We start from the raw sequence: 25618 nt of genomic DNA on the forward strand, positions 1-25618 counted from the left end.
AGGGCTGCCATGAGGATCAATCGTCGTCGCAGGGACGCTTCCTCAACGGACTCCGCTGAGGATTCCGCCGCCAGAGCCGCCGCCAAACCCGCTGCCGGAGGCCGTCCGAGGAAGCGCCGGAGAGTACTAAGGGCCCTCGCGACGGCGGCCCTGATCGCCGTCGGGGTGGGGATGGTCTCGACGGCGGCCAACCTGTTCCTTGAGCGGCAGGAGCGGGCCAGCATCACCCCCTACGGCGAAAGAATCGCGATCACCGGCGGATCGGTCAACGTGTACCGCAACGGCCATGCGGGCCAGTCGATTGTGCTCGTCAGCGGCCTGGGCACGGCTGCCCCCGCGCTGGACTTTGCCCCGCTGATCCGGGAGTTGGGCGACTTCAACGTCACCGTTGTGGAGGGATTCGGCTACGGCTACAGCGACCTGAGCGCCAGCGAGCGGACCAACAAGAACATCAACTCCGAGCTCCACGAGGTGCTCGGAAAGATCAATGTCACCCGGCCGTACGTCCTGGCCGGGCATTCGATCGCCGGTTTCTACATGCTGGACTACACAAACCGGTACCCCGCGGACGTGTCGGCCGTGATCGGGATCGACCTCACCGTGCCGGCGGCCAAGAGCGGACCCGTTGAGGTGCAATCCGGTGGCGTCGGCCTGGCGCGGATCCTGTCCGTCACGGGCGTGGTCCGGAACATCCTCGCGGTCGCGCCGGGACTGGCGGAACCGGACGGCGACGCGTTTACCGCGGAGGAACGCGAACGCATGCGGCTGATGATGAGCTGGAATTTCGGCAACGCGGCCGTTGCCGATGAGACGGCGAGGATCGGGAACAACGCCTCGGACCTCCGGGGAGTCAGCTATCCCGATGTACTGCCCGTGCTGACGTTCGTCGCCGGGGCCGGATCGCCGGAGGAGGCCACGAAAACGGAGACGCTGAAGAACCTGCTGAAGAACGTCAAACGCCACGAGATCATCCCCCTCGCCGCCGGCCACTACCTGCACTGGACCCAGGCGAAACGCATGGCGGAGGAGATCAGGAAGTTCCTCGCAAGCCTGCAGACAGCCCAGTAGGCACCCCCGAAAACTCGGGGCACCGGCGTAACTCAGGGGGCCGGCGTCGGCGTCGTATCCGCGGCGGCGGGCCGCGATCCTGCCCGCAGCGCGGTGCGGATGTTGACCTTCGAGGTGTAGGAAATCGAGCCGTACTGGAAGAGCCTGACGGCGAGGCGGAGCATAATCGCGGCGCCGACGAAGAGGATGACGATCACGATTCCCGCCTCGAACAGGTTCAGTGAGCCGAAGCCGTTGCGCAGCAGTGCCGTCACGGGGGAGGAGAACGGGAAGTATGTGAAGATCTGCACGATGATCGCGTGCGGGTCCGAGATCACCAGGGCCACGGCGTAGAACGGCACGAAGATCAGCGCCATCATCACGCCCATGAAGTTTCCGGCTTCCTTGGCGGTGGGCATCACGGCGCCGATTGCCACAAGCGTGGTGGTGAACAGAGCGAAGCCGCCGACGAGGATCAGGAAGCCGATGCTCATCCGGAGCGGGTCGAACGTCAGCGGGGGCAGGTCCAGGGCGGAGAGGCTCAGTTCATCGGGGAAGAAGACCCGGCCGATCACGATCGGGGAGATGAAGACGATCATCTGCACGAGGCCGATCGCGAAGATGGCGATCACTTTGCCCGCGATCAGGGTGGTGGGCTTCAGCGTGGTCAGAATCATTTCAGTGACACGGTTTTCCTTCTCCTCCAGGGTGGAATTGAGCATCTGGCCGGCGAGGAGCACGATCAGCCCGTAGAAGGTGACCAGGAAGATCAGCGGCGGGATCACGGTGCCCAGGCCGCCGGATTCCTGGCTGCCGTCGTACGTGACAGTCTCGATCTGCGCCTTGCCGGCGGCGAGGGTGGAGAGTTGCGGGGAGCCGACTTTCTGTTCGACGGCGCCGGTCAGCATGGCCTGCGCGACGGCGGCGTACTTGCCGTTCTCGAAGATCCCCTGGTCGTGTCCATAGACGCGCACGGCCGTGGTTTCGGGATTCGCGGGAAAGTCGAAGTAGGCGTCCACAGCCCTTGACTGCACCGCCCGGATCCCGGCATCCGGGGAGTCCGCCGTGCGTGCGCCGAAGACGGCGGCGACCTCGGCGTTGATCAGCCCGGAGGCGTCAGTATAGGAGATGGTGAACTGGGCGTTCTTCTGGGCCTCGGCCGCGGTGTCCGTGGTGGAGTTGCTCAGGAAGATCAGCCCGAACACGATCGCGATCATAACGGGGACGGCCAGGGTACCGATCCAGAACCGCCGCTTGGTCACGGTGCGGATGAACTCGAAGCCGATGACCGTGCCGAGATTGCGCTGCGCCATGGCTACGCGCCGTCCCGTGCGAGGGCGGGCGCCGTACCGGCGGGTCCCCCCGAAGCGGATCCGTCCGAAGCGGGTCCGTCCGAAGCGGGTCCGCCGCCGGCGGACCCAGGCGCGGAGTCCGACGCCGACGTCGAGGGCTTGTTCTGGTCGCCGTAGACCCGGATGAAGATGTCCTCGAGCGAAACCTTGGTGGTGGTGAAGCTGCGGACGGTCACGCCGGCGTCGATCAGGTCCTTCAGGATGCTGGCCTCATCGCTGGAGTCGGTGACGGAAAGTTCCGCGTAGTAGGTCTCCTGGAGCATCACCGCGTAGTGCGGCGACGGCGGGATGGTGCCGCTGTGTTTGATCCGGATGATCCGGCCGCCGTACTTGTTCTGCACCTCGTCGATGGTGCCGTAGGCCTCGGCGGTACCGTCCTTGAGCAGGATGACGCGGTCGCAGAGCCGTTCCACCTCTTCCATCTGGTGGGTCACCATGACCACCGTGGCGCCGGCCTGTTTCTGCTCGGCAATGATGTCCATCAGCAGGCGCCGGTTGACCGGGTCGAAGCCCTTGGTCGGCTCGTCCAGGATCAGCAGTTCGGGGTTGTTCATGATGGTGACGCCGAGCTGGACCTTTTGCTGCTGCCCGCTGGAGAGCTTGTCCAGCAACAGTCCGGACTTGTCCGCCAGGGCCACCCGGTCCAGGTATTCGAGCGACCATTGCCTGGCGACGCGCCGGTCCATCCCCTTGAGCCGGCCGAAGTAGGTCATGATGTCGAGGACCTTTTCCTTCTTGTAGAGCCCGCGCTCTTCGGGGAGGTAGCCCAGCCGGTCGCCGTGCTCGGGCTTGAAGTCCCGGCCGTTGATGTGCAGGATTCCGGCGGTGGGTTCGTAGATGCCGAGCAGGGCGCGGATGGTCGTCGTCTTCCCGGAGCCGTTGCTGCCCAGGAAGCCGAACGTCTCGCCGGCGTGCACGTCGAAGGACAGGTCGCGGACCACCGTGGTGTCGCCGAAGTCCATGCGGAAGCCGCTGATGTGGACCCGCGCTTCGTCCATGACTGCTCCCGACTATGCCGTCCCGTGCGGCCGTCTTCTCGATGCCCCGCCTAAACGGCGGGGAAGTGCCGGTGCCGGCGGTGTGCCGGCGTCGGCAGGCCTTTGCGGGTCCGGCCAATCCCGCCCCAGACGTTGGAGCGGGCCTCCTTGATCAGGCCGGTGCCGGCGCACTCGCGCACTTCCATGATGCCCTCCGCGGCTGCCCGTTTGTCGTCATAGGCCTTGGAAATGGCCAGTACGCTTCCGTCCGCTCCGAGCAGGCGGAACCGGACGTTCGCCTCAGCGTCCGTGAAGATTTCGAATTGTCCTGCCATCGTTGTGTCCTTTCGGGCAGTAGCGCCGCCGGAGGCGGTTGGGGCACGTCCTTGTGCGATGCCGTTTGCTCGACAAGTCCCCGTAATGCTCCTGACCAGCCTGACTGCTGGGACCGGCGGGTAGTAAGGGGCAAAAGTCCCCTTGTCCGATTCCCGCCACCCCTGGTGGCGTCGCCCGCCTCCGGCGCTACATTGGGAACATGGCTGAGTTTCCAGCGAGGGATTCCGGGGAATGGGTTCGGCTGACGGCGACGGTGGACGGTGTGGTGCAGGCCGTCGGGTTCCGCTACTGGACGGTGCGCAAGGCCGAGGAATTGGGGCTGACGGGCACGGTGAGGAATAACGACGGCGGTTCGGTGGGCATCGTGGCGGAGGGACCTCAGATGGCGGTACTTGAGCTCCGGCGCTGGCTGCGATCGCCGGAGGCACCGGGCCGGGTGGAGAACGTGGACGAGTCGATCTCCCGGGCGACGGGGGCGTTCAGCAACTTCAGGGTGGTGTATTGAGCGAGTCGCCGGCGGGTGGCGGTACATTTCCCTCCTCGGCTATTGATCGGGACACTCGATCGGGACGAACGGCACTCGGCAGCGAAGGCGATTGTGGGTACGGTGGCCTCATGCAGAAGATATCGATCGAGGCCCTGGCCCGTCAGCAAATAGCGGCTGCCCTCGCGGCGGGAAGCGGCAGGGCCGCGGACACAGTGTTTGGCGGGCACGAGAAAGTCCTCCGCCAGACTGTCATGGCGTTCAAAGCCGGCACGCAGCTGAGCGAGCACCAGAACCCGGGCGAAGCCACCGTGTTTGTGCTGCGGGGCTGTGTCCGGCTAAAAGCCGGCAAGGAATCCTGGCAGGGGAAAGCCGGCGACCTCCTGATCGTGCCCGACGGGCTGCATAGCCTGGAGGCGGAAGAGGACTCGGCCATCCTGATGACGGTCGCGAAGCTCAACAGCTAAGAGCCAGGTGTGGCTCCGCCGGCACCCAAGTGGAAAACTGATCCTGTGGAAAGCCTCGCGGGGAACAAAGTATGGGCGGACTACAATGCAGCCCAGGCGACCCGTCCCGTGCGCTCCCTCTGCCTCGACGCCATGGCACTCGCCGGCCCGGGAACCGGACGGCTCGCCATCGACTTGGGCTGCGGCGCCGGGAAGGAAACGCTGGCCCTGCTGGAGAATGGCTGGCGCGTGTATGCTGTGGACTCGCTACCGGACACCAGGGAGCGGCTCCTGCGGATCGCTCCGGCGGACACGGACGGCCGGCTCAGCATCGAGGTGCGGGCGTTCCAGGACCTGCGAGCACTCCCGCCGGCGGACCTCATCTTCGCCGGCTATTCGCTGCCCTTTATCCGCCCAGAGCACTTCGAAGGCTTCTGGCGGATGCTGCTCACCTCGCTCCTTCCCGCCGGCATCATCGCCGTGAACCTCTTCGGCGACCGGGATTCCTGGGCGGACATTACGGAATGGAACTTCCACACGGACGTGGAGGCACGGCAACTCTTCGACGGCCTGGAGATCCTGAAGTTCGAGGTATGCGACGACGACGGGCAGTCGTTCCGGGGGCCCAAGCACTGGCACATCTTCGACGTCATTGCCCGCCGGTCCTGACCGCATGTCCGACTGCGGGTGGACGCGGCCGGGCGCTGGCAGCTGGCGGGAGAGTACATTTTCGGGTGCTTGGCCGGTCGCTGGCGGCCCTCGGGAGCGCTCCTTCCCGGTTGCCTGCCGCCCGGCCGCCTGCCGCCCCGCGCAAAGCCTGGATTCCCGGGCGCGTTTGGCTCCGGGCGCCGAAGTAACTGGGCAGGACCGTCACGGCACGCCCGCCGCCCGGCCCGGTCAGGCGTTGGCCCGGTCAGGCGTTGGGTGGGTCCGGCGGCGGGGAGCCAGGCTGCTCCGCCGGGAGGACATGCCCAGTCCCCGCGCCCGGGACCGGACATAACCGGAGTATGTCCACCCGCCGGCCCCGGCGCGGGACATGTCCCGTCCGGTGGGCATTTCCGGGCGCTTGGCCGGGCGCAGGCAGCGGGCGGGAGAGTACATTTTCGGGTGCTTGGCCGGTCGCTGGCGGCCCTCGGGAGCGCTCCTTCCCGGTTGCCTGCCGCCCGGCCGCCTGCCGCCCCGCGCAAAGCCTGGATTCCCGGGCGCGTTTGGCTCCGGGCGCCGAAGTAACTGGGCAGGACCGTCACGGCACGCCCGCCGCCCGGCCCGGTCAGGCGTTGGCCCGGTCAGGCGTTGGGTGGGTCCGGCGGCGGGGAGCCAGGCGGCGCGTGGGTCCGGCGGCGGGAACCCGGGCTGCTCCGCCGGGAGGACATGCCCAGTCCTCCCGGCAGGGACTGGGCATAACCGGACTATGTCCACCCGCCGGCCCCGGCGCGGGGCATGTCCCTGGGCCCGGGCATCCCACCGCCTCGGACCTGGACCACCGGCGAACCAACGACACTGCCAACCGCGGCCAGCCGCGCCTTAACCCGCCGGATTAAATCAGCAGGCTCCTAGCGCTGTTCCTCCCGCTGGAGGGCCTGGTCGTGCTCGGTGTGGGCACGGTGCAGCAGATCCATGAACTCGGTTTCATCGTGGATGAGTCGCTTGTACTTCTCCGGCAGCTTCCGCAGCTGTTCTTCTTCACCGACCATCTTGGTGAAGATCCTGTCCCGCTCCACGATGTCGGTTTCGTAGTTGAGGTCCAGGTAATCGGTGGCGTGCCGCTTGGCACCGGAGACGGCGTTCTTGGCCTTGCCCTTGGGACTGAAGATGGAAGCCAGGACAGTGACGGTGAGGACTCCAAGGATCACCAGGAGCGAGGCGCCGGTGCTGATCTCAAGGACCTTGACGTGTTCGCCGTCGTTGATGAACGGCAGGGTGTTCTCGTGGAGGGCGTGCAGGACCAGTTTTACCCCGATGAATCCGAGGACGGCGGCGAGGCCGTAGGAGAGGTAGATCAGCCGGTCCAACAGGCCGTCGATCAGGAAGAACAGCTGCCGCAGGCCCATCAGCGAGAACGCCGTGGCGGTGAAGACGACAAAAACGTTCTGGGTCAGGCCGAAGATCGCCGGTATCGAATCGAGCGCAAACAGGATGTCTGTCCCGCCGATGGCCAGCATCACCAGGAGCATCGGGGTGAGGACACGTTTGCCGTTTTCGATCGTGAAGAGCTTGTCGCCGTCGTAGTGTGAGGAGGCGGGGAGGAACTTCTTGGCCAGGCGGACGATCAGCCCGTCGGAGTCGTCGTCGTGCGAATCCGGCCGGAGCAGGTTACCGGCCGTGAGCAGCAGGATGAGGCCGAAGATGTAGAAGACCCAGGAGAAGCTGTTGATCAGGGCGGCGCCGAGGAAGATGAACGCGGTCCGGGCGATCAGCGAGAACACGATCCCGAACAGCAGCACCTTCTGTTGATCGGCGCGGGGAACCCGGAAGCTGGCCATGATGATGAGGAAGACAAAGAGATTGTCGACAGAGAGGGCCTTCTCCGTGACATAGCCGGCGAAGTACTCCGTTCCCATCTCGACGCCGCCGAAGACCAGGACGCCGAGCCCGAAGAGCAGAGCGATGCTGACGTAGATGGACGACCAGATCGCCGATTCCTTCAGGCTGGGTGTGTGCGCCTTCCGCACGTGGAAGAAGAAGTCGAAGGCCAGCAGGCCCGCGATTCCGGCGATCGTCAGGGCCCAAACCAGGGTTGAAACTTGCATGCTCTCTCTTTCACTTACGGCCGGCGGCACGAGCTGAGGGTGGCGGGCTAGGGGCCAGGAACCTCACGTTCTGCCTGTCTTAGGAACCAGCTTATCCGGGGCGGCCGGCTGCTCTGTCGCGTTGCTCGCCCGGGGAGGTGACGACGACGGCGCCCGGACCGGCGTCGTTGTCCAGCCTGAACGTTAGCCCTTGGGCTGGTAGGCCTTCGGCAGCTCCAGGCCCCGCTGCGCCATGAGGGTGCGCAGGCGGGTGGGGTAGTCGGTGATGATGCCGTCAACGCCGAGGCCGATCATGTTCTCCATGTCAGCCTGGGCGTTCACGGTCCACGGGAAGACGCCCAGATTCCGGTCGTGCGCCTCGGTGATCATGGCCGGGGTGACGGATCTGAAGGCGGGGGAGATGGCGTTGTAGCCCTGTGCCGCGGCGGCCTGGGCCAGCGAACCGTTGTAGTCGTCGATGTCGATCCCGCCGAGGTCCGGGCTCTTGCCGGGCTGGCCAGCCTGGGTCCAGGCATCGCCTTCGGACAGCGCCACCAGGACCAGAGAGGGGTCGATTTCCTTGGTCAGGTTCAGCGAGGACCAGTCGAAGGACTGGACTGTGGTGCGGTCCTTCATGCCGGAAGCCTGAATCTCGGCCACCACCGCGCGGGTCAGGGCCACCATGCCGTCGCCGCCGGACTTGCCGGTTTCCACCTTGGTTTCGACGTTGAATCGGACCTTGTCCGCCTTGTACGCGCGGGCCAGCTGGTAGACATCCTTGAGCTCGGCCATCCGGTTGCCCGTGATGACCTGCTGCCCGGGGTAGTTGGGCAGCTGCATGAAGCCGCAGTCAAGGGTCTTCAGCTGTGCCAGTGCGAGGTCCGCGACGCGGTCTCCCACATAGGGGAACTGGATGTCGCCCGCGGTGGCTGGGGCGGTGTCGATGCACTTGTCCGGCTGGATGAAGTCGTCATGCCAGACGACGATCTTGCCGTCCGCGCTCAGGTGCGTATCCAGTTCGAGCGTGGTGACGCCGAGCTTGAGGGAGTTGCCGAACGCGGCCAGGGACTCCTCAGTCCATTCGCCGCGCCCGCCGCGGTGCGCCTGCAGGTCCAGGCCTTTACTGGCGCCCGGCGTGCTGGCGTTCGACGTCGTCTGGGTACGGGACGCTGCCGGCGTCGCCGACGCCGGGGACGGGGCCGCGACGGCGAATCCCGCTGCCGCGGCAGTGAGAACGACGGCGGTCGCGGCGGTCAGGATGGTGCGCATACGAGGGATCCTCCTGGATAGCGGGTGCCGGCAATGCGCCGGCAACCCGTCCACGATAGGGGGTCCGCGTGACGTTTCGGAGGAGCCCTGATGGCTTGGAGGTTAACGCCCGGAATGGGATTGGACCAGCAGGGCGGTACTACACGGAGGTGCTGGAGGCCGGTATCCCAGCACCGGGAAGAGCGTCGAATTCGAGGCCACGGACATCGTCCCCGGCGAGAACGGCAAAGTCGCCGAACTCTGGGGCGCCACCGACACCCTGCATCTCATGCGGCGCATAACAGCCGATTCTCCCTGATGCGCCGGATCCTCACCGAGCGGACGGGATCGTACTTCCACGAGAACGTGCAGGTTCCCAAGGCCCTCGGCATCCAGCGCCGGCCCTGGACTCCTGAACCGGAGCCGCACGTCGACACCTTGGAGCCGCTGGCACTGGAGCGCTCAGGCAGTATGCCCGGGGGGCTGTCCCTGGGCGAGGGCCTTGACCCATTCGGGGGTCACCTTGCCCAGCCGCCGGTCCGTGACTTCGCGGAGCTGGGCTGCCGCGATCTGCAGGGCGCGGTCGTCGTCGTCGAAGGCTTCTTCCGGTTCGACTTTCGGGGGCGCGGCGTGGGCGCCGTGCTTGTCCGGGTGGGTTGCCGCGCTCATCGGTCCTCCTCCAGATTCGCCGGGTTGGTGGTCTTCGCCATTGTTGCGGGGCGTACGGGCCTGTGCTGCCTGGCCGAGAGGCTTTTCCGATGCGGCTTCCAGGACGGCGAGCTCTCCGTCGCCGGCCAATTCGCTTTCACCCAGGACTTTGAGGACTTTCAGCCCGAGGGTGCCGCGCTTCCTGTCCCCGGAGTGGACGGCGTCCAGGGCCCACTGGGTCCGCTTCCACCATTCGGCGCGGTTGTCCGCTTCAGCTTTCTGCTGCAGGGTCCGCCATCCGATGAACCCGGCGATGATGGCACCCAGGAGCACCGCCAGCGGCCCCAGAGCGGCAAGAATCTGCCACCACTCGGCGGGGCCGGTGTACACGAAGACCTCGATCGGTGTCGGAGACGGAGTCGGTGGCATGCGACCAGCCTAAGCCGCAGCCCGGACGGTCGCGGGCACCCATTCGACAAAGATGGCCGGTACGAGACCGTCATCCCGGCCATCTTTGGCGAATCGTTGGCAGGTGGCCGCCCCGACTGCCACCATGTCCCGAAGATTCTGCCGGCCCGCAACCACGAAACGCCGCCGCTGAGCATGCTCAGTGGCGGGGTTGCTGCATACGTGCTCACTCCCCGGGCGCCGACGTTCCCGCCCAGTTGCTCGGTTGCGGAACCAGTTTCGTCGCCAGGGAACCGCAGGATTCCGCGGGAGCCGGCGGGCGCGAGTGGAAGCAACTGGGCAGGAGCGTCGCGCCGGAGCCCGTCGCGCCGGAGCCGTCGCCTCGCCGTCAAATCTCGCCGTCAAAGTAGTACTCCCGCAGGGCGTCGGACCGGGAGGGGTTCTTGAGCTTCTCCATCGCCGCGACCTCGATCTGGCGGATGCGTTCGCGGGTCATGCCGCAAACTTCCGCTGCCGCAGCCAGGGCCACGCCCTCACCGCCTGTTATGCCGAAGCGCATCGCGATGACCCCTGACTCCCGTTCCTCGAGCGTGTCGAGTACGGCATGTACCCGTTCCTTCAGCTGTTCATGGAAGAGCGAATCAACCGCGTCGGGCTCGGCAGAGATCCACAGCTGTTCGGCCAGGGCCTCGGTTCCGCCTTTGCCGTCGGGCACTTGGCTGTCCAGCGAACAGATCGGCTTGTCCAAGGTCAGCAGATACTCAACCTTCCCGATCGAATTGTCCGTCAGCCGGGCAAGATCTTCATTACTGCACACGGTCCCTGTCATTGCGGCCGTCCGTTGCGCCGACCGGAGTTTCTGCACCTGCGCGGCGACATCTACCGGCAGCCGGATGAGACGGGCCTGGTCAGCCAGCGCCTTGAGGATGGCGTTCCGGATGTACATCGTGGCGTGGGTGGAGAATCGGAATCCCTTGGTGAAGTCGAACTTGCGGACGGCCCTGTGTAGTCCCAGGTTTCCCTCCTGGATCAAATCCAGAAAGTCGAGGCCCAGGTGGGTGTAGTGCTTGGCGATCGACACTACGAGCCGGAGGTTGGCGTGGAACAGCACATCGGCGGCGCGTTTGCCCAGCAGGACGATGGTCCGGAGCTCGCCCATGTCCTGACTATGCCGCGATCTTCCGTCCGCCAGGAGCTGTTCCGCGTAAAGCCCTGCCTCGATTTCTTGTGCCAGTTCCACTTCCTGCCCGGCTGTGAGCAAGTCGTAGTGGCGCAGCCGGCGCAGGTAGTCCGGGACGGCGTCGTCGGTGACCCGCTGGCTATCTGCCAGTAATTCCGGCCGGTCAGGGTCATCCGGCGCGAATGATTCAGGGACCGCGGCAGCAACTCCAGGCGGGGACGGCGTCCTGCCGATTGCCTCGTGGATCAGGTCAGCCATGTCATCCCCTGCCGGACGGTTCAAGCTCGTGAACGCAGACTACGCGGCCGGTGTGACAATCTTCGGGCGGCAGCCAGGTGTGGCATTTCAGGGGCAGGCGCGACGACCTGGTGCATTTCATCCTCGCCAGCTGGCCGCGGCCGCAAACATCATGCAGTTGGTGTCCGGAACCCCGGGTGGGACAGACTGTTGCCGTGAGCAACTCTCCCCGGACGGGCCTGGCCGTCGCCGGACTCAGCCTGGGCACGGCCCTGAACCCGCTGAACTCCTCGATGATCGCCGTCGCCCTGGTGGTGCTGCGCGCGGATTTCGGGCTCGACGTCGCCACCGTCACCTGGGTGATCACCTCCTTCTACCTCACGTCCGCGGCCGGCCAGCCGCTGATGGGCCGGCTGGCGGACCGCTTCGGTCCGCGGCGGCTCTTTATGCTCGGCATGGCCGTGGTGGCCGTGACCTGCGCGCTGGCCCCGTTCGCGCCGAACTTCGCGGTGCTCTGCGTGGCCCGCGCCTTTATGGCCCTCGGCACGGCGACTGCCTACCCGAGTGCCGTCGTGATGGTCGGGGCGCTGGCGAAGCGGGCCAACGTGAAGTCCACCCGGCCGCTGGGGCGGATCCAGATGGCCAACACGTCGGCGGCCGCCGTCGGGCCGGTGGTGGGCGGACTGCTGGTGGGCTTCGTCGGCTGGCAGGCCCTGTTCCTGATCAACGTCCCGTTGTCGCTCGTGGCAATCCTCCTGGTCCGGCGGTTCGCGCCGGCCGACGAGGACAGTGAACGCGGCCGGGCGTCGGAGCTGCTGCGGGACTCGGACATTCCGGGCGTCCTGGCCTTCGTCGGCTCCATGGTCCTGGTGATGATGGCGCTGCTGAACGTGCTGCCGGACTACCGCTGGTGGCTGCTCGGCGCGGGCACGTTGCTGGCTGCGCTGTTTGCCTGGCGCGAGTTGCGGTTTGCCACGCCGTTCCTGGACCTGCGCCTGCTGGGGCGCAACCGCCCGCTCCTGCTGGTCTACCTGGGCTTCGCCGTTTTCAGCGGTGTGTACTACTTCGCCTTCTTCGGGCTGCCGCAGCTGCTGCAGGAAGCCGGGGGCTACAGTCCCGGCGTCGTGGGGGTGCTGATGCTGCCGCTGGCAGCAATGTCGGTGGTGGTCACGCCGGTCGCGGTCCGCGCGATCGACCGGTTCGGCGTGAAGCGCGTGCTGATTGCCGGCGTCGTACTACTTGTGGTGGCATCGGGCATGATGTGGCTGCTGACTGCGTCGTTTGCTATCCCGCTGGTGCTGGCGCTGACCGCGCTGCTGGGGGTGCCGTACGGGGTGGTCAGCATCGCCTCGAGCCAGGGCATGTATGTCTCCACCCGGCCGGAGGAGCGCGGGGTGGCCGCCGGGATCTACCAGACCTGCCGGTATGTCGGGGCGATTGCGGCCACCGTGCTGATCGGCATCTTCTACGGCACCGGCGTGAACCAGGCCAACTGGGGGCTCATGGTGCTGGTAATGCTGGGACTGGGCGCGGTGGTGTTTGTGGTGTCGCTGCTGTGGCGGGAGAAGCGGTAGGTCAGGGATCTGGACCCGGGCCACGATAAGGAGTTGCGCCACTGGTTATGCGTCGGACCCCGCCTCGATCGCCTCCAGATCACGGGTGGCGTAGCGGTGGTGCTCCCACTCCTCATCGAGAATTGTGTGCAGGCAGGACAGGACAGTCTCCGGTTGCCCGGGGCCCCAGGGGTTCTTGCGGGCCGCAGACAGCTCGTCCTGGGTGACAGTGGCCAGGAAACCGCGCACCATGGCTCCCCGGCCGGCCCGTACCTGGAGCACTTCGGAAAACGACGGTGCGTCCGTCGCGAACACCGACATATCGTAACCGTCGGTCCCGTACTCTACGTTTGGCTGACCTATGGGGTGATAAGGCTGTTCGATCTCCAGGACCGCCTTGCGAAGCCACGTGTCGGTGGCCATGACCAAATGACGCAGTGTCTGGGTGAAGGACCACTCGCCATCCACCGAGATATCGACCGTGCCGGCCGGCATCGCCGCGACCCGCTCGAGCGTCGCCCGCCACGTCCGTTCAAGCATGGCCCAGGCGGCACGGAGGCCGTCCGGATCTCCGGCACGCCTTTCGGCGCGGCCGGGAAAGCGGCGGTTGAGTTCGGCCTCGACAAAGGGGATCACATTCACGCCGTTGACGCGCAAGACGTTCCCGCCATCGAACAGCCACGGCGCATCGATGTCTGCCCCGGCCACGTCCACCCCGCGCATCACGGCGCCAGACAGGTCTGACCGGACGAACCGGGCGCCCCGCAGGTTCACATCAACGAATTCTGCTCCACGGAGGTCATCGGACTGACTGAAAGCTGCCATGACAGCAACTTTCCCACGGCTGCGTCCACCCCTGCTGGAAGACGCGACAAAGCCTGTCTCCGTTCCCGTTGCGCTATCACTTATGGGTCACTGAGCGCTGAAGACAGCTAAGGATGATAGCGCAACTGCTGTTCCCGTGGAGAACTTGGTACGGACCGGCGCCGGCCCGCGACCGTCCGCTATGCGAGCGGGAGGATCATGGGCTCGTTGCGGGCGGCCGAAACACGAAAAACGTTTCTTCCGGGGAGATGGCAGACAAGGAAATCCTTGCGTGAGCCGTCCCGGCTGGGTGGGTGGGTTATTGGTAGCTTGCTAAAAAGTGAGAGGCATCGGTGCACTGTCCTAGACCAGGATGTCTAGGACACCCCGCACGATAGTTGCGGCAGAGCCAAGGTAGGCGAGAACTATCAGTAGTAGTTGGGCGGTCCTCGCGGGGACGTACTTGGCAGTGATGTCGCCCAGAACCAGTCCCGCGAGGCACGCGATGGCTACAGCCAGCCACATGCCCCACGGGAGGATGGGGAAGGTATCGGGAGCCGTAATCGCCTTGGTAACCAAAGAGAAGCATCCAATGGTGAAGAAGTAGGGCTGCATCGTGGCTGCGAACGAACGATGGTTCCAGCCGGTGGCGATGGAGTACATGCTCACCGCTGGCCCGCCCACGCCCGCTGCCGTATTCATGAATCCACTCAGTCCTCCGGCCGTCCAGAGGTAGCGGCGGCGGGCCGGCAGCTTCGCCGACTTCAGTGCCAGCAGGACGGTCAGCCCGACAGCCAGCAGGACGCCGATCGAAATTTCCAGGACGGCCGGCGGTATCAGCCTGATCAGGAACGCCGCCGGGATGATCCCGAGGAGCGCCGCCGCGGCCAATGCTGCGTACCGGCGCCAGTCGATGTCCCGGACCACCCGGAAGATGATGGCGCCTGCTGTCACGGCTCCGCAGAGGTTGACCAGCACCACTCCTTCCACTGGTCCGAGGAGCAGGACCAGGAACGGAGCGGCCACCAGGGCGAAACCCATTCCCGTGATGCGCTGCATCCCAGCGCCCATGACGACGGCGGCCAGCACCAGTCCGGTGGTCAGCACTTATGGCCTCCAGGCCACGTATTGGACCTCCTCGAACTCGGCGATGCCCAGGTCTGATCCCTCCCGGCCGAGGCCGGATTGCTTGACTCCGCCCATCGGCGCGAATGCCACGGACGGCAGGGGATCATTGACCCCTACGATGCCTGCTTCCAGCCGTTCCGGGACGTTCCAGGCACGCTTGGGATCGGTGCTCCAGACATAGGCTGCGAGTCCCATCTCGGTGGCATTGGCTTTTCGGATGGCGTCCTCGTCCGAGGTGAACGTGACAACACCGGCTGCCGGGCCGAAGACCTCCTCGGTGACCAGAGCGGCGTCGTCCGGGACGTCCATCAGGAGCACCGGGGCCATGAATGCCCCGCCGCCGGGAACTTCCGTCCGCTGGGTGATCGGCCGGGCGCCGCGTTCGACGGCGTCGTCCACCAGGGCCTGCACGGCGGACACCCGCTCGGCGTCGATCATCGGACCAAGATCCGGAACGGCGGAACCGTCGTCGGGAACGCCGTGCCCGATGGACATCGCGTCGAACCGTGCCCCAAGCTTCGCCGCGAATTCCTCGGCGATGCTCTCGTGGACCAGGAAGCGGTTGGCTGCAACACAGGATTGCCCGGTGTTGCGGAGCCGTCCAAGAACGGCGCCGTCCACCGCCGCGTCCAGGTCGGCATCTTCGAACACAATGTATGGTGCGTTGCCGCCCAGTTCCAGCAGGGGGCGGACCACACGCTCGGACGCCATGGCCATGATCTGCCGTCCCACGCCGGTGGAACCCGTGAAACTGACGGCCCTCACCGCCGGGTGGCGGATCAGGGCAGCGGTGATGTCCCGGGAGGGACCATGGACGAGGTTCACGACGCCGGCGGGGAACCCGGCGTCGTGCAGGACCTCGAACAACCCTGTCGCCGCGAGCGGCGCCTTTTCGGAGACCCGTCCCACCACGGTGCAGCCGGCGGCCAGCATGGCGGCGAGCTTGCGGGCCTGGATGGACACCGGGAAGTTCCACGGTGTGAGGCTCAGTGCCACACCGATGGGCTTGCTGGTGCTCAGGTGTCGGCGCCCCGGGTGCTCGGGCGGGCTGACGGTTCCGGTGGAGCGGCGGACTTCCTCGGCGAACCAGCGGAAGTATTCGACCGAGAAGTCCACTTCGCCCTGGGCTTCGGGGAGCCGTTTGCCCGCTTCCAGGGCCAGGGTGTGGGCCAGTTCATCGCGCCGTTCGGCGAGCAGATCTGCTGCGTTGCGGAGCAGGTCGGCGCGGTTGCGTACGGTGGACCGGGACCACGACTCGAACGCGTCGGCAGCGGCGTCGGCTGCTTTTGTGGCATCGTCCGCCGTTCCCCAGGCCACCTCACCGATGGTGATTCCGTTTCCGGGATCGATAATGTCCTTTGCACTGTCGGCGGAATGCCAGGTCCCGTTCACCAGGTGTCGGGCTGATTTCAGGTTCACGATTGTGTTCTCTCTTCTTGGGCTAGTGGATTTCCAGCACGGCGGGGCGGGGTCGTCCACCCACGGCCAGGGTGGGCCAGGCGTCGTCGGTGGTGAGGATCCGGGGACCGTCGGCGGTGACCAGCACGGTGTCCTCGACCTTGAACCCTGCACCTGAGGGGTTCCAGCCCAGCGCCATGCCTTCGGCCAGTTCAAGGTTGGTGCGCGGGTTGGCGATCAGTTCACGCGGGTTGAAGCCGGTGAGGCCGCCCTGGTGGTGCCGGCGCCACTCCCCAGGATCGAAGCCGTTCTCGCCGTAGGCGGCTGCCCCGAGGGCGAAAACCTCACTGAGGACGGCGCCCGGTGTGCTGTTGTCAAGGAAGGCCTGTTCCACCCGCAGTAGCGAGTGGTACGTGGCGGCTTCGGCCTCCAGCGGTGAAAAGGAGACCATCCTGGTGACTGATCCCACCATGCCGCCCCGCCGTCCGCAGCAGGCAACCATCACGCGGTCCTGCACCGGCTTCGCCGTGGCAAGGGGGTGGCGGTGGGCGCCGATCCGTTCGTCGGAGCCCACGAACAGGGCCACGGCCTCGATGCCTTCGTCGAGCAGCGCTGCGGCCAGTTGGCCGGCAATGTGCTGCTCGGATTCGCCTGGCCTGATGGCGGCCACGACCCGTCCGGTGATGCGGGCGAGGTCGGCGCACAGCCCGGTGAGGGTGTGCTGCTGGCCGGGGGTGAGGATCCGGCGGATGGCGGCAAGTGGTGCCTGTGCGTCTATGCTGCCAGCGCCCATTCCGTTGGGCTGGTCCGTCAGGACACCGGGGCCCGCGGGCAGCCGGGTGGACCGGTCCTCGGTCCAGTCCACGACGTCGAATTCCACCGTGCGGCCAGCGAACTCGGTGTCCCGCAGCCGTGGAGCCTCGATGGCATTCGTGACGATCCGCACCTCTTCGGCGGCCTGCGGTCCGGCAAGGCCGGAGACCACGACGTCGAAGCAGGCCGTGTTCAACGTCTGCGGCACGTGCCACCTGGCTCCCGTGAACCATGAAAGATTCAGCGGGTCCCGCAGCACCACGGTGTGGGCACCGTGTTCCACGGAAAGCCGGCGGAGGGAGGCGAGTTGGTCTTCCCAGCTGCCCGGGAGGCTTGCTGCGCTCATCCCTTGCTTGCCCCGGCGGTGATCCCGGCAACGAAGTAGCGCTGCAGGAAGACATACGCCACCACCACGGGCAGGGACGCCATGATGACACCGGCAAACAGCAGCGGATAGTTGGTCTGGAACTCGCCCTGGAAGCTGAGCAGTGCCAGCGGCAGGGTCCGGTTGCCCGGGGACTGGATGAACAGCAGCGGGTACAGCAGCTCGTTCCAGTGGATCACGAACAGGAAGATTGCCGCCGCAGCCACCGACGGGGCGGACAGCGGAAGGGCGATGGAGAGGTAGGTCCGCCAAGGTCCGGTTCCGTCAATGGAGGATGCCTCAAAGAGTTCCTTGGGCAGGGTGCGCATGAACCCACCCAGGATGAAGACTGCGATCGGCAGCGTGGAAACCACATTGGCCACCACCAGGCCGGTGAGGTTGTCCAGCAGCCCGAGCCGTCCGAACAGTACGTAGAGCGGCACCATGTTGGCCTGGGCGGGGATTGCCATGCCCAGGACCAGGAAACCGAAGATGGCCCAGGACATGAAGCCCCTGAGCCGGGCCACGGCATAGCCGGCGAGGCTGGCAAGGAACAACGTGAGCGGTACGGAAATGGCGGTGACAATGACGCTGTTCATAAACGACGAACCAAGGTCCTGGCCGCCGATGACCTCCGCGTAATTGGCAGGGGAGAGCGACTGCGGAAGGCTGAAGGGCCCCTCGAAGAGCTCCTGGGTCGACTTGAAGCTGCCGAACCCCACCACGGTCAGCGGAACGATGATGATGACCGTGTAGATCGCGAGGATTCCGCGGCGGGTTATTGACGAGAGCATGCTGTCATTCCCCCTTCGGGGTGAGGCGGAGCAACCGGCGCTGCAGCCACGTGACCAAGGCAATCATCGCCATGAAGATGATTGACTGGGCGGCGGCATAGCCGAACTCCGAGTTGGCGAAAGTGCTGTAGATACGGGTGGAGAGGATGTCCAGCGACGCTTTCGGCGGATTCCCTGCGATACCGAGGATCAGGTCGAACGCTTTGAACGACTGGACGGTGGAGTAGGCCACCACAATGGACGTGGCGGGTGCCACGAACGGCCACGTGATCGACTTGAACCGCTGCCATTTGCCGGCGCCGTCCATCTCGGCTGCCTCGTAGAGTTCCCGCGGGATGGCCTGCAGGCCCGCGATGAAGACAACCATCATCTGTCCTGCGTGGAACCAGACTTGTGTCAGTGCCACCCAGTACAGCGCCTGCGCATTGTTCCCGAGGTAGGAGCCCTGCAGGCCTTCCAGGCCGACGGCTCCGAGCACCGAGTTGGCAAGCCCGAAGTTCGGGTCGTAGATGAACTTCCAGATGAACGCGACGGACACGGAGGAAAGGATGGTGGGGAAGAAGAAGAGGGCGCGCAGCAGGATGCTTCCGCGCGAGTTCTTAGTGAGCAGCAGTGCGAGCAGCAGCGAGAACACTGTCTGCGCCACCACCACCAGGAGTACGAACTTCAAGTTGTTTGTCAGTGCGTTCGTGAAAAGCGAGTCTTTGGTGAACGCGCGGACGAAGTTGTCCAGCCCCACGTAGTTGAATGCGGCCGAGAAGCCGTTCCAGTCCGTGACGGCGTACTGGAAGGCCTGCAGCGTGGGCATCACCAGGAAAAACGCAATGATGGCCACGGCGGGCAGCGGGAAGAGGTAGAGAACCGGGTTTACCCGGGTGGGTGAACGACGGCGCGCCTTCGGGCCGGGGGTGTCGGGACGGCTGTCCGGTGAGCTACTCTTCGCAGCCGTTCCGGGATGGATGCTCATAGCCGTTCGTCAACAATCTTCTGGGCGGCCTCCGCTGCCTGCTCCGGGCTGGTGCCGGAGATGACCGCCGTGGCGCTGGCTTCCACGGCATTGCGGACGTCCAGGTTCTGGAACTGGAACCTGGCGGCCAGCGCCGTCTTCTTCTCCAGCCACGGGCTCAGCCGCTTCAGATCGGGGTTGGTGTAGTCCACCTTGTCCACGGACACGTGCTGGGCCGTCTTGTTGGCGTAGTAAGCCGCGTTCTCCGGTTCGGAGAGGAAATCGATCCACGCGGCTGCGGCTGCCTGGTTCTTGCTGGCGGCGTTGACGCCCAGGATGAAGGTGGCGTTGTAGACACCCTCGTACTTGGCATTGCCGCCGGTGGAGGTGTTGGGGAACACCAGTTCAATGGGGAACTGGGCGCCGAGTCCGCGGACAGCGGCGATGTGGTAGGAACCCGTGGCAAGCATCGCGGCTTTGCCCTGGGAAAAGAGGTTCTGTGCCGGTTCCACCGCGGTGCCCGTGGCGTTGGGCTGCAGGTAGGGGACCAGATCCTTGTACTGTCCGAGCATCTTCAGGAACCACTCGTCCGTGCACTTGAGTTTGCCCTGCTCAATCTGGGCGCACATGTCGTCGACGGGGGCATTGTTGGCGATCATGCAGTTGAACAGCTGGCCGCCGTTGCCGACGTCGCCGCCGGGCCAGGAGATGGGGATGGTGCCGGAGCTTGCGAGCTTTTCGCACATCGCAAGGAAGGCGTCCCAGTCCTTGGGTACGACGTCGGCCCCCGCCTTGTCGAACAGGTCAACGTTGGCCATGGGCATGGGGAAGACCACCTGGTAGGGGAGTCCGAGCTGGCTGTCCCCGGACTTGCCGGCGGCGAGAAGCCCCGGCTGGTAGTTCGAGGCGGCCTTGCTGTTTTTCAGGTCAGTGTAGATCCCGGCCTCGGTGAAATTCTTGAACTGTGCTCCACGGAAAGTGGCGAAGGCGTCGCCGATCGAACCGCCGCGCAACTTCTGCAGAGCCTGCGCGTTGTAGTCGTTGGAGGTGGAGATGTCCTGCGCGATCTCCACGCCGTCGTGCTTGGCGGCGAAGCGCTTGATCAGTTCGTCGAACACCGCCTTGTCCTCGCCGCGCCAGTGCGCGAAGGACACCTTGCCGGTGATGTTCCCGGCGGACGGGGCAGCGGCGCCGGTGCTGCCGCCAGGTGCCGTGCTGCCGCCGGGGCCCGCGCATGCCGGGGCCGTTGCGCCGAAGCCGAGGGCGCCAAAGACCGTAAGGGCCTGCCTGCGTGAAATCTGACTCACAATAATCTCCTCGTTGAGTGTTTGCGTTGCCTTGTTGCCGGCTGATGAGGGTGTCACCACTCGGTGACGGGGATCCCCAGGAGGTCAGCCGCGGTGCGGAGCTGGGGACGGATGTCCTTCCAAGCCAGGACGGTGTGGTGCGGGAACCCGCCCACCACCAGGGAGTTCACGAACGAACTGGCGTCCACGTCGAGCCGGACTTCCGCAGTGTTTCCCTGGAAGTGGTTGGGCGCGGGGATCGATTCGCCGGCGCCGATGAGCAGCCGGAGTCCGCCACCGCCGTCGTTGTTCTCGGTCAGGCGGGCCATGACCACCGGTCCGGTCTTGAGCGGAAAGTTGCCGGCAACGCCGATTTTCCGGTTGCAGTGGGTGAACTGGGTGGCCTCGGCCGGATCGGCCGCCAAGGCGGTAGCCGCCGAGCCGCAGTGCCAGAGCCGCACGCTGTTGTTGTCCGTATTGAGGTCCACGGTGTCCACCAGGTAGGTGGGGCCGGAGCCCAGGGACTGCATCAGCAGCATGGTAACGGCGCCGTAAACGTCGCGCTCGCAGGCCGTGGGGGTGCCTTCGTCGGCGATGCGCGACAGCGAGGAGCAGGGGCAGACCCCGCGCTGGGTGGGAAATTCCGGCCAGCAGCGGACGGCGATTGCGGACAAATCCTTGGCAGCTCCCCATTCGCGCATCGCGACCGTGGTGGCGGCGGACCGTGCCACCTCGTCCGGGTTCACCGAGTCGAGGCTGGGCTGGGCAGCGCGGGCGGACTTTTGCTCGGCGTCGCACTGGGCGGGGGCCACGTCGTCGATCTTGCTGAACATCTCATCGATGCCGAGCTGCTCCACCTGCAGTCCGAAGAGCTTTTCCAGCAGGTCGGGATCAAACTGGCTGGGAGTGAAGCCCGGGGGAGCCTCGGACACGAGTCCCACGCGCTGGCCCTTTATGCCCAGCAATGACGCTCCCACGGCTTCCTTGTCCTTGGCACGTTCGCCGTGCACTGCGTCCAGGGAGGTGCCGGAGGGCAGCGTGCCGTTGATGGCGTCACGCAGGACGGCCGCCACGCTGTCCTCATCCGGGTTCCCGTACATCAGCCGGACGCTCCTGCCGGCGCGGACCAGGGCGTGGGCGTAAAGGTTGGACCCGCACAGCGAGTTCAGCCAGAGCCTGTCTCCCACCGGCCCCGGTTCGCGGAAGGACCACAGGAGCACCGGCTGGTCCAGCTCCGCGTACAGGGCCAGGGCCGGGGTGGCGTCGGAGAAGCTGGCGCAGACGTTGACCACCAGGTCGAAGTCCTCCTGCAGGTACGGCAGGGCGGCTTCGATGTCCTCGGGGGTCATCACCAGCTCGCTGGGCCCGAAGACCTCGGCGCCCAGCTCCTCAACCAGTGCGCGGGCGGCCGCCGCGTATTTGTCGGCGACGTCCACCACGAAGGTGGGCCGCGCCGTCGCGATCATCAGGACGCGCTTCTTGGCGCCGGCGGTGCTCATACGTTGGTCCGCTGGGAAGCGACCACGTCGTCCACGACGGCGCAGAGGTGCTGCAGTCGGCGGACGGCGTCGGAGGACAGGGAAGCGACGACGTCGGGGGAGCCGATGCAGGATGCCCACACGGCGCGGCCGGAGAGGAAACCGCTGGCACCTTCGAGGCAGGCCCACCGGACGGCGTCGGGGAAGACGTCCTCGGGGACGCCGGAGGAGAGGATAACCCACGGGCCGTCGATGGCCCGGGTCAGTTCAGCGCAGGCTGCCCGTACCTCTTCCTCCGGGGCCTGCCCGTGGAACGGCACTTCGGCCTTGTACAGGTCCGCTCCGAGGCTGCCCAGTTCCTTGGCGGCGGCCAGGATGCCGGCGTTCCAGTCGAAATCTTCCCCGGAGAGCGGCTTGCGGGATAGCGGTTCAATGATGCTGATCAGTCCGGCGGACTTGCACAGTTCCACGAACTCCCGGACCATCTGCACCCGGCCCTCGGAGGGCTCATCCGGGCGGTAAAGCACCAGCAGTTTGAGTGCTTTTACGCCCAGGGCGGCGTACTTGTGCGGATCAACCAATCGGTCGATGGTGACCTCGCCTACCAGTTCACCGTGGGCGGATTCGAAGTGGTCGGCGGAGGCGATCAGACCGCAGGCCGGGTCAACCACCCCAGCCTCGATGGCCTGGTCCAGGGCGAACTGCCGATCGATCAGGACGCCGGAGGCGTAGGGGCTGAGGATTCGGGCTGCTTCGAGCTTGAAGTCGCGCAGGTCTTCGTCGGTGACCGGCGTCTCCTGGTGTTCGGCGATCATGTTGCGCATGGCTTCGCGCTGGTCGACGGCGAGCATCGCGAAGGCGCCTGAGGGGCGTTGGAGGGGTGAGAGATCTGTGACGGTCATGGGCTGCTTCTTTCAGCTAGGCGGTGTGGTGTGAGGCAAGAACAGGGCTGATGATTTCGCGCGGGATGGCGGAGCGGCCGTCCAGTCCGGCGCAGGATGCCGAGGCAATCCGGCCGGCGAAGGCTGCGGCGTCGCCGAGGGGCAGGCCGGCGGCCACTGCGGCCAGCAGGGCGCCGTGAAAGACGTCGCCGGCGCCGAGGGTGGACACAATGTCGGCAGGTGTCGCCGGTACGTGTACCGCTTCGCTGTTGCCGGCCTTTACCCAGGCCCCGTTCGCGCCGGCAGTGGCGACGACGGCGGAGGCGCCGTCGTCGATCGCTTTCTGGAGCAGCGACTCAACCGGCAGGTCCGCGCCGTACTCGGCCTGCAGGCGCTCGACGGTGGGGACGTAGAGGGCCACGCCCCGCGGGCTGAAGTTGGGGATGGGGTTGCCCGCGTCGACGCTGAGGTTCAGGTTGGGGATGCCCGTGACGGCGTTCCAGCCGAGGTGGTCCACATGGACCCACGCTGCGGCGTTGAGCAGTTCCCGGAAGCGTCCGTCGGCGGGGAAGCGGACCGGCGGTACGGGCCGGGTGACGATGGCCCGGCTTTCGGAGCCCTTGCTGACGACGATTACGCTGGCACCTGTTTTGACGCCCGGATCGCGGACGACGGCGGAGGTGTCCACCCCTTCGGCCTCCAAACCGGAGATGATCCGATCCCCTTCCTCATCCGTGCCGAGCACCCCGGCGAAGGCCGTTTCAGATCCGGCGCGGGCAGCGGCGACCGCTGCGGTGGCGGCGGGCCCGCCTCCCGCTGTGGCAAAGTCAGTTGCGACGGTGCGGCTGTCCTCCGCGGGGTAGTCCTGGACCAGGGCAATGGAGTCAAGGGTTGCGCAGCCTACGAATAGCAGAGTTCTGGTTGACGGTTGGGACACGTTCCACCTCGTTGTAGTCACGGTTGTAATGAAGAAATATACACACGCTATGTTGGAATATCAACACTTTCTGTATAGTTCTGTCTGGGATGCATCGCGATCCCATCCTCAATGTAGAGAAACGGAGCAGCTCATGTCATTGCCCACTGCGGAAGCGGTCCGGACGATTCGTTACGGACTCATTGGCGCCGGCCACATGGCCCGGGAACACGTCCGCAACCTTGCCTTGATCCCCGGAAGCCTGATTACCGCGGTTTCGGATCCCCAGCGTTCCTCCCTCGATGAGACTGTGGCCGAAATCGGCTCTGAAGTGAGGACGTTTTCGGACCACCGGGAACTCCTGAATTCAGGACTGGTTGATGCCCTGGTGATCGCGAGCCCGAACGACACGCACCTGGATATCCTGAAGGACATCTTCGCGAACCAGGTGAAGCTTCCCGTGCTGGTGGAGAAGCCGGTCTGCACCACGGCCGAACAAGCGGACGAACTGGAGTCCCTCGCCGCGGGCTATTCCGCACCCGTCTGGGTGGCCATGGAGTACCGCTACATGCCCCCCGTGCAGGAGATCATCCAGGCAGCCCACGGCGGCAAGCTGGGCAACGTGGTTATGCTGTCCATCGTGGAGCACCGGTTCCCCTTCCTGCACAAAGTGGATGCGTGGAACCGCTTCAACGAGCGCACGGGCGGGACCCTGGTGGAGAAGTGCTGCCACTTCTTCGACCTGATGAGGCTGATCCTCCAGGACGAGCCCACCCGCATCTATGCAAGCGGCGGCCATGACGTCAACCACATGGACGAACTGTACGACGGCAGGGTCTCGGACATGATCGACAACGCCTATGTAGTGGTGGACTTCAAGAGCGGCCGGCGCGCCATGCTGGAGCTGTCCATGTTCGCCGAAGGATCCAAGTTCCAGGAGCGTATCTCCATCGTGGGCGATGCCGCCAAGATCGAGTGCCTCATTCCCGTGGCGGCCAACCACTGGATCGAGGGCGATGAGTCCGAAGCAGTGGTTGAATTCAGCCCCCGCTCACCTCTGGGCCCGGAAGCACATGAAGTCCCTGTCGACGAAGCGGTGCTGGCGGCAGGTGCCCACCACGGCTCCACTTACTACGAGCACCTTGGCTACCGCAAGGCCATCCTGGGGGAGGGGCCGGTGGAAGTCACGGTCGCGGACGGGCTGCAGTCGGTGCGCATGGGCCTGGCTGCCGAGCGTTCCATCGTTGAAGGACGCCCGGTTGAGCTCTTGAATGCCAACATCGCGGTCAGCTGAGACGGAAGTTCACAAGTACATTTGTGCGTGGAGTGAATATCCCGCCAGGCCAAATCGTCCGGTCAAGGGACGCAGGGAGAAGGGGACATGAGCATCTCAAGTGAAGAGGCGCCGTTGACGCCCCGACAGCGCACCATACTTGATGAACTGGAGCGGCGGGGGTTCATCTCCACGACCGACCTGGCCGAGACATTTTCAGTGTCGGACATGACGGTACGCCGGGACACCCGACAGCTCTCGCAGCGCGGGCTGGTCCGGGTGGTGCATGGCGGGGTGAGCGCGGTCAACGCGGCCGGCCAGAACGCTGACTTTGCCGCGAGGGTCCGCGAGGACGCGGATGCGAAGCAGCGGGTGGCGCGCGCCTGCGTTTCCCTCATCGGGGAGCGTGACGCCATCATCCTGGATGCCGGTACCACCACGTACCAGATTGCGCAGGAGCTCCCCACGCTGTTCGCGGGCACCATCATCACCCATTCGGCCCCTGCCATCCAGCGGTGCCTGCAGCTCACTTCGGCACGGACCATCTGTCTCGGCGGGGAGCTGCTACTGGACAGCCAGGCGTTCAACGGGGACATGACAGTTGCGGCCGTTGCGGGGCTCCGAGCAAAGACCGCGTTCATCGGAGTGAGCGGGATCCACGACGAGGGGTTCTACATCGAGCGGGATGTGGAACGTGCCACGAAGCTGGCGCTGATGAACTCCGCCGAGCAGGTGGTGGTGGTGGCGACCCAGCAGAAGATGCTCAGGTACGCGTTGGCGCGGCTCGCCGCCTTCGAAGCGGCCGATGTTCTCGTGACGGACGCTCCGCCGCCGCGGGAAATTGAAGCTGCGCTGCGGGCAGCGTCCGTCAAACTGATCGTGGCGCGGTGAC

24 protein-coding genes and 1 pseudogene are annotated in these 25618 nt (G+C 65.8%); 8 read left to right on the plus strand and 17 right to left on the minus strand.

Annotated features, from left to right (window positions below; genetic code table 11):
- The first annotated feature begins 9 nt into the window (after positions 1–9).
- Positions 10–1068: an alpha/beta fold hydrolase gene (locus ACZYZE_RS08455; RefSeq protein ID WP_463907306.1), complete on the plus strand. Its 1059-nt coding sequence runs from the start codon at positions 10–12 to the stop codon at positions 1066–1068.
- Between the two features lie 32 nt (positions 1069–1100).
- Here the strand turns inward: ACZYZE_RS08455 and ACZYZE_RS08460 are convergent, their stop codons facing one another.
- The 3 genes from ACZYZE_RS08460 to ACZYZE_RS08470 are packed head-to-tail and all read right to left on the minus strand — an operon-like array spanning position 1101 to position 3711.
- Entirely contained in the window at positions 1101–2360 is a 1260-nt protein-coding gene (locus ACZYZE_RS08460; RefSeq protein ID WP_463907307.1) for an ABC transporter permease, read from the minus strand.
- A gap of 2 nt (positions 2361–2362) precedes the next feature.
- Positions 2363–3397, minus strand: coding sequence for an ABC transporter ATP-binding protein (locus ACZYZE_RS08465; protein ID WP_463907308.1), 1035 nt, complete (start codon positions 3395–3397; stop codon positions 2363–2365).
- A 50-nt stretch (positions 3398–3447) separates the two neighbouring features.
- Complete coding sequence (locus ACZYZE_RS08470; RefSeq protein WP_459318924.1) at positions 3448–3711, minus strand: YegP family protein; 264 nt, start codon at positions 3709–3711, stop codon at positions 3448–3450.
- A gap of 200 nt (positions 3712–3911) precedes the next feature.
- Between ACZYZE_RS08470 and ACZYZE_RS08475 the strand changes: the two genes are divergently transcribed.
- The 3 genes from ACZYZE_RS08475 to ACZYZE_RS08485 all read left to right on the plus strand — a co-directional run bounded on the left by ACZYZE_RS08475 (position 3912) and on the right by ACZYZE_RS08485 (position 5311).
- Positions 3912–4217 (plus strand): acylphosphatase, encoded by a 306-nt coding sequence (locus ACZYZE_RS08475; RefSeq protein ID WP_459318925.1) that lies wholly within the window; start codon positions 3912–3914, stop codon positions 4215–4217.
- 110 nt (positions 4218–4327) lie between these two features.
- A complete protein-coding gene (locus tag ACZYZE_RS08480; RefSeq protein WP_459318926.1) occupies positions 4328–4663 on the plus strand; it encodes a cupin domain-containing protein in 336 nt (111 codons plus the stop codon).
- A 45-nt stretch (positions 4664–4708) separates the two neighbouring features.
- Entirely contained in the window at positions 4709–5311 is a 603-nt protein-coding gene (locus ACZYZE_RS08485; RefSeq protein WP_459318927.1) for a class I SAM-dependent methyltransferase, read from the plus strand.
- An 884-nt stretch (positions 5312–6195) separates the two neighbouring features.
- On the opposite strand, the gene ACZYZE_RS08490 is transcribed toward ACZYZE_RS08485, so the two are convergent.
- Positions 6196–7392: a TerC family protein gene (locus tag ACZYZE_RS08490; protein WP_459318928.1), complete on the minus strand. Its 1197-nt coding sequence runs from the start codon at positions 7390–7392 to the stop codon at positions 6196–6198.
- Positions 7393–7575: 183 nt separating this feature from the next.
- Positions 7576–8640 (minus strand): glycerophosphodiester phosphodiesterase family protein, encoded by a 1065-nt coding sequence (locus tag ACZYZE_RS08495; RefSeq protein ID WP_463907309.1) that lies wholly within the window; start codon positions 8638–8640, stop codon positions 7576–7578.
- A 154-nt stretch (positions 8641–8794) separates the two neighbouring features.
- Here ACZYZE_RS08495 and ACZYZE_RS08500 point away from each other — a divergent pair.
- Positions 8795–8938 (plus strand): annotated as a pseudogene (locus ACZYZE_RS08500) (hypothetical protein); the annotation flags it as partial.
- A 143-nt stretch (positions 8939–9081) separates the two neighbouring features.
- On the opposite strand, the gene ACZYZE_RS08505 reads toward ACZYZE_RS08500, so the two are convergent.
- Positions 9082–9696, minus strand: coding sequence for a hypothetical protein (locus ACZYZE_RS08505; protein WP_463907310.1), 615 nt, complete (start codon positions 9694–9696; stop codon positions 9082–9084).
- Between the two features lie 367 nt (positions 9697–10063).
- Entirely contained in the window at positions 10064–11113 is a 1050-nt protein-coding gene (locus tag ACZYZE_RS08510) for a sigma-70 family RNA polymerase sigma factor (protein WP_463907311.1), read from the minus strand.
- A 194-nt stretch (positions 11114–11307) separates the two neighbouring features.
- Here ACZYZE_RS08510 and ACZYZE_RS08515 point away from each other — a divergent pair, with 194 nt between their 5' ends.
- Positions 11308–12666: an MFS transporter gene (locus ACZYZE_RS08515; RefSeq protein ID WP_463907312.1), complete on the plus strand. Its 1359-nt coding sequence runs from the start codon at positions 11308–11310 to the stop codon at positions 12664–12666.
- Positions 12667–12711: 45 nt separating this feature from the next.
- Here ACZYZE_RS08515 and ACZYZE_RS08520 read toward each other — a convergent pair whose 3' ends face one another.
- The 10 genes from ACZYZE_RS08520 to ACZYZE_RS08565 form a co-directional block, all read right to left on the minus strand.
- Positions 12712–13470 carry a DinB family protein gene (locus tag ACZYZE_RS08520; protein ID WP_463907313.1) on the minus strand — a complete coding sequence of 253 codons (759 nt, stop codon included), beginning with the start codon at positions 13468–13470 and terminating at the stop codon, positions 12712–12714.
- A 342-nt stretch (positions 13471–13812) separates the two neighbouring features.
- Positions 13813–14556, minus strand: a complete 744-nt coding sequence (locus ACZYZE_RS08525; protein WP_463907314.1) for a sulfite exporter TauE/SafE family protein — start codon at positions 14554–14556, stop codon at positions 13813–13815.
- On the minus strand, positions 14557–15996 hold the full coding sequence (locus tag ACZYZE_RS08530; protein ID WP_459319163.1) for an NAD-dependent succinate-semialdehyde dehydrogenase: 1440 nt from the start codon (positions 15994–15996) through the stop codon (positions 14557–14559).
- A 22-nt stretch (positions 15997–16018) separates the two neighbouring features.
- Complete coding sequence (locus ACZYZE_RS08535) at positions 16019–17134, minus strand: M24 family metallopeptidase (protein ID WP_463907315.1); 1116 nt, start codon at positions 17132–17134, stop codon at positions 16019–16021.
- Positions 17131–17946 (minus strand): carbohydrate ABC transporter permease, encoded by an 816-nt coding sequence (locus ACZYZE_RS08540; protein ID WP_459319161.1) that lies wholly within the window; start codon positions 17944–17946, stop codon positions 17131–17133. Before ACZYZE_RS08540 ends, ACZYZE_RS08535 begins: the two co-directional genes overlap by 4 nt.
- Positions 17947–17950: 4 nt before the next feature.
- Positions 17951–18913, minus strand: a complete 963-nt coding sequence (locus tag ACZYZE_RS08545) for a carbohydrate ABC transporter permease (RefSeq protein WP_463907316.1) — start codon at positions 18911–18913, stop codon at positions 17951–17953.
- Positions 18910–20199, minus strand: coding sequence for an ABC transporter substrate-binding protein (locus ACZYZE_RS08550; RefSeq protein WP_463907317.1), 1290 nt, complete (start codon positions 20197–20199; stop codon positions 18910–18912). The genes ACZYZE_RS08545 and ACZYZE_RS08550 overlap by 4 nt, the downstream gene beginning before the upstream one ends.
- A 53-nt stretch (positions 20200–20252) precedes the next feature.
- Positions 20253–21677, minus strand: a complete 1425-nt coding sequence (locus tag ACZYZE_RS08555) for a hypothetical protein (RefSeq protein ID WP_463907318.1) — start codon at positions 21675–21677, stop codon at positions 20253–20255.
- Positions 21674–22558 carry an aldolase gene (locus tag ACZYZE_RS08560; RefSeq protein ID WP_463907319.1) on the minus strand — a complete coding sequence of 295 codons (885 nt, stop codon included), beginning with the start codon at positions 22556–22558 and terminating at the stop codon, positions 21674–21676. Before ACZYZE_RS08560 ends, ACZYZE_RS08555 begins: the two co-directional genes overlap by 4 nt.
- Positions 22559–22574: 16 nt before the next feature.
- A complete protein-coding gene (locus ACZYZE_RS08565; RefSeq protein ID WP_463907320.1) occupies positions 22575–23474 on the minus strand; it encodes a PfkB family carbohydrate kinase in 900 nt (299 codons plus the stop codon).
- Positions 23475–23607: 133 nt separating this feature from the next.
- On the opposite strand from ACZYZE_RS08565, the gene ACZYZE_RS08570 reads away from it, so the two are divergent.
- Both ACZYZE_RS08570 and ACZYZE_RS08575 read left to right on the plus strand, forming a co-directional pair.
- Positions 23608–24747, plus strand: a complete 1140-nt coding sequence (locus ACZYZE_RS08570; protein ID WP_463907321.1) for a Gfo/Idh/MocA family protein — start codon at positions 23608–23610, stop codon at positions 24745–24747.
- Between the two features lie 87 nt (positions 24748–24834).
- Positions 24835–25617, plus strand: coding sequence for a DeoR/GlpR family DNA-binding transcription regulator (locus ACZYZE_RS08575; protein ID WP_463907322.1), 783 nt, complete (start codon positions 24835–24837; stop codon positions 25615–25617).
- The last annotated feature ends 1 nt before the right edge of the window (position 25618 follow it).

The organism is Pseudarthrobacter woesei (assembly GCF_055412745.1).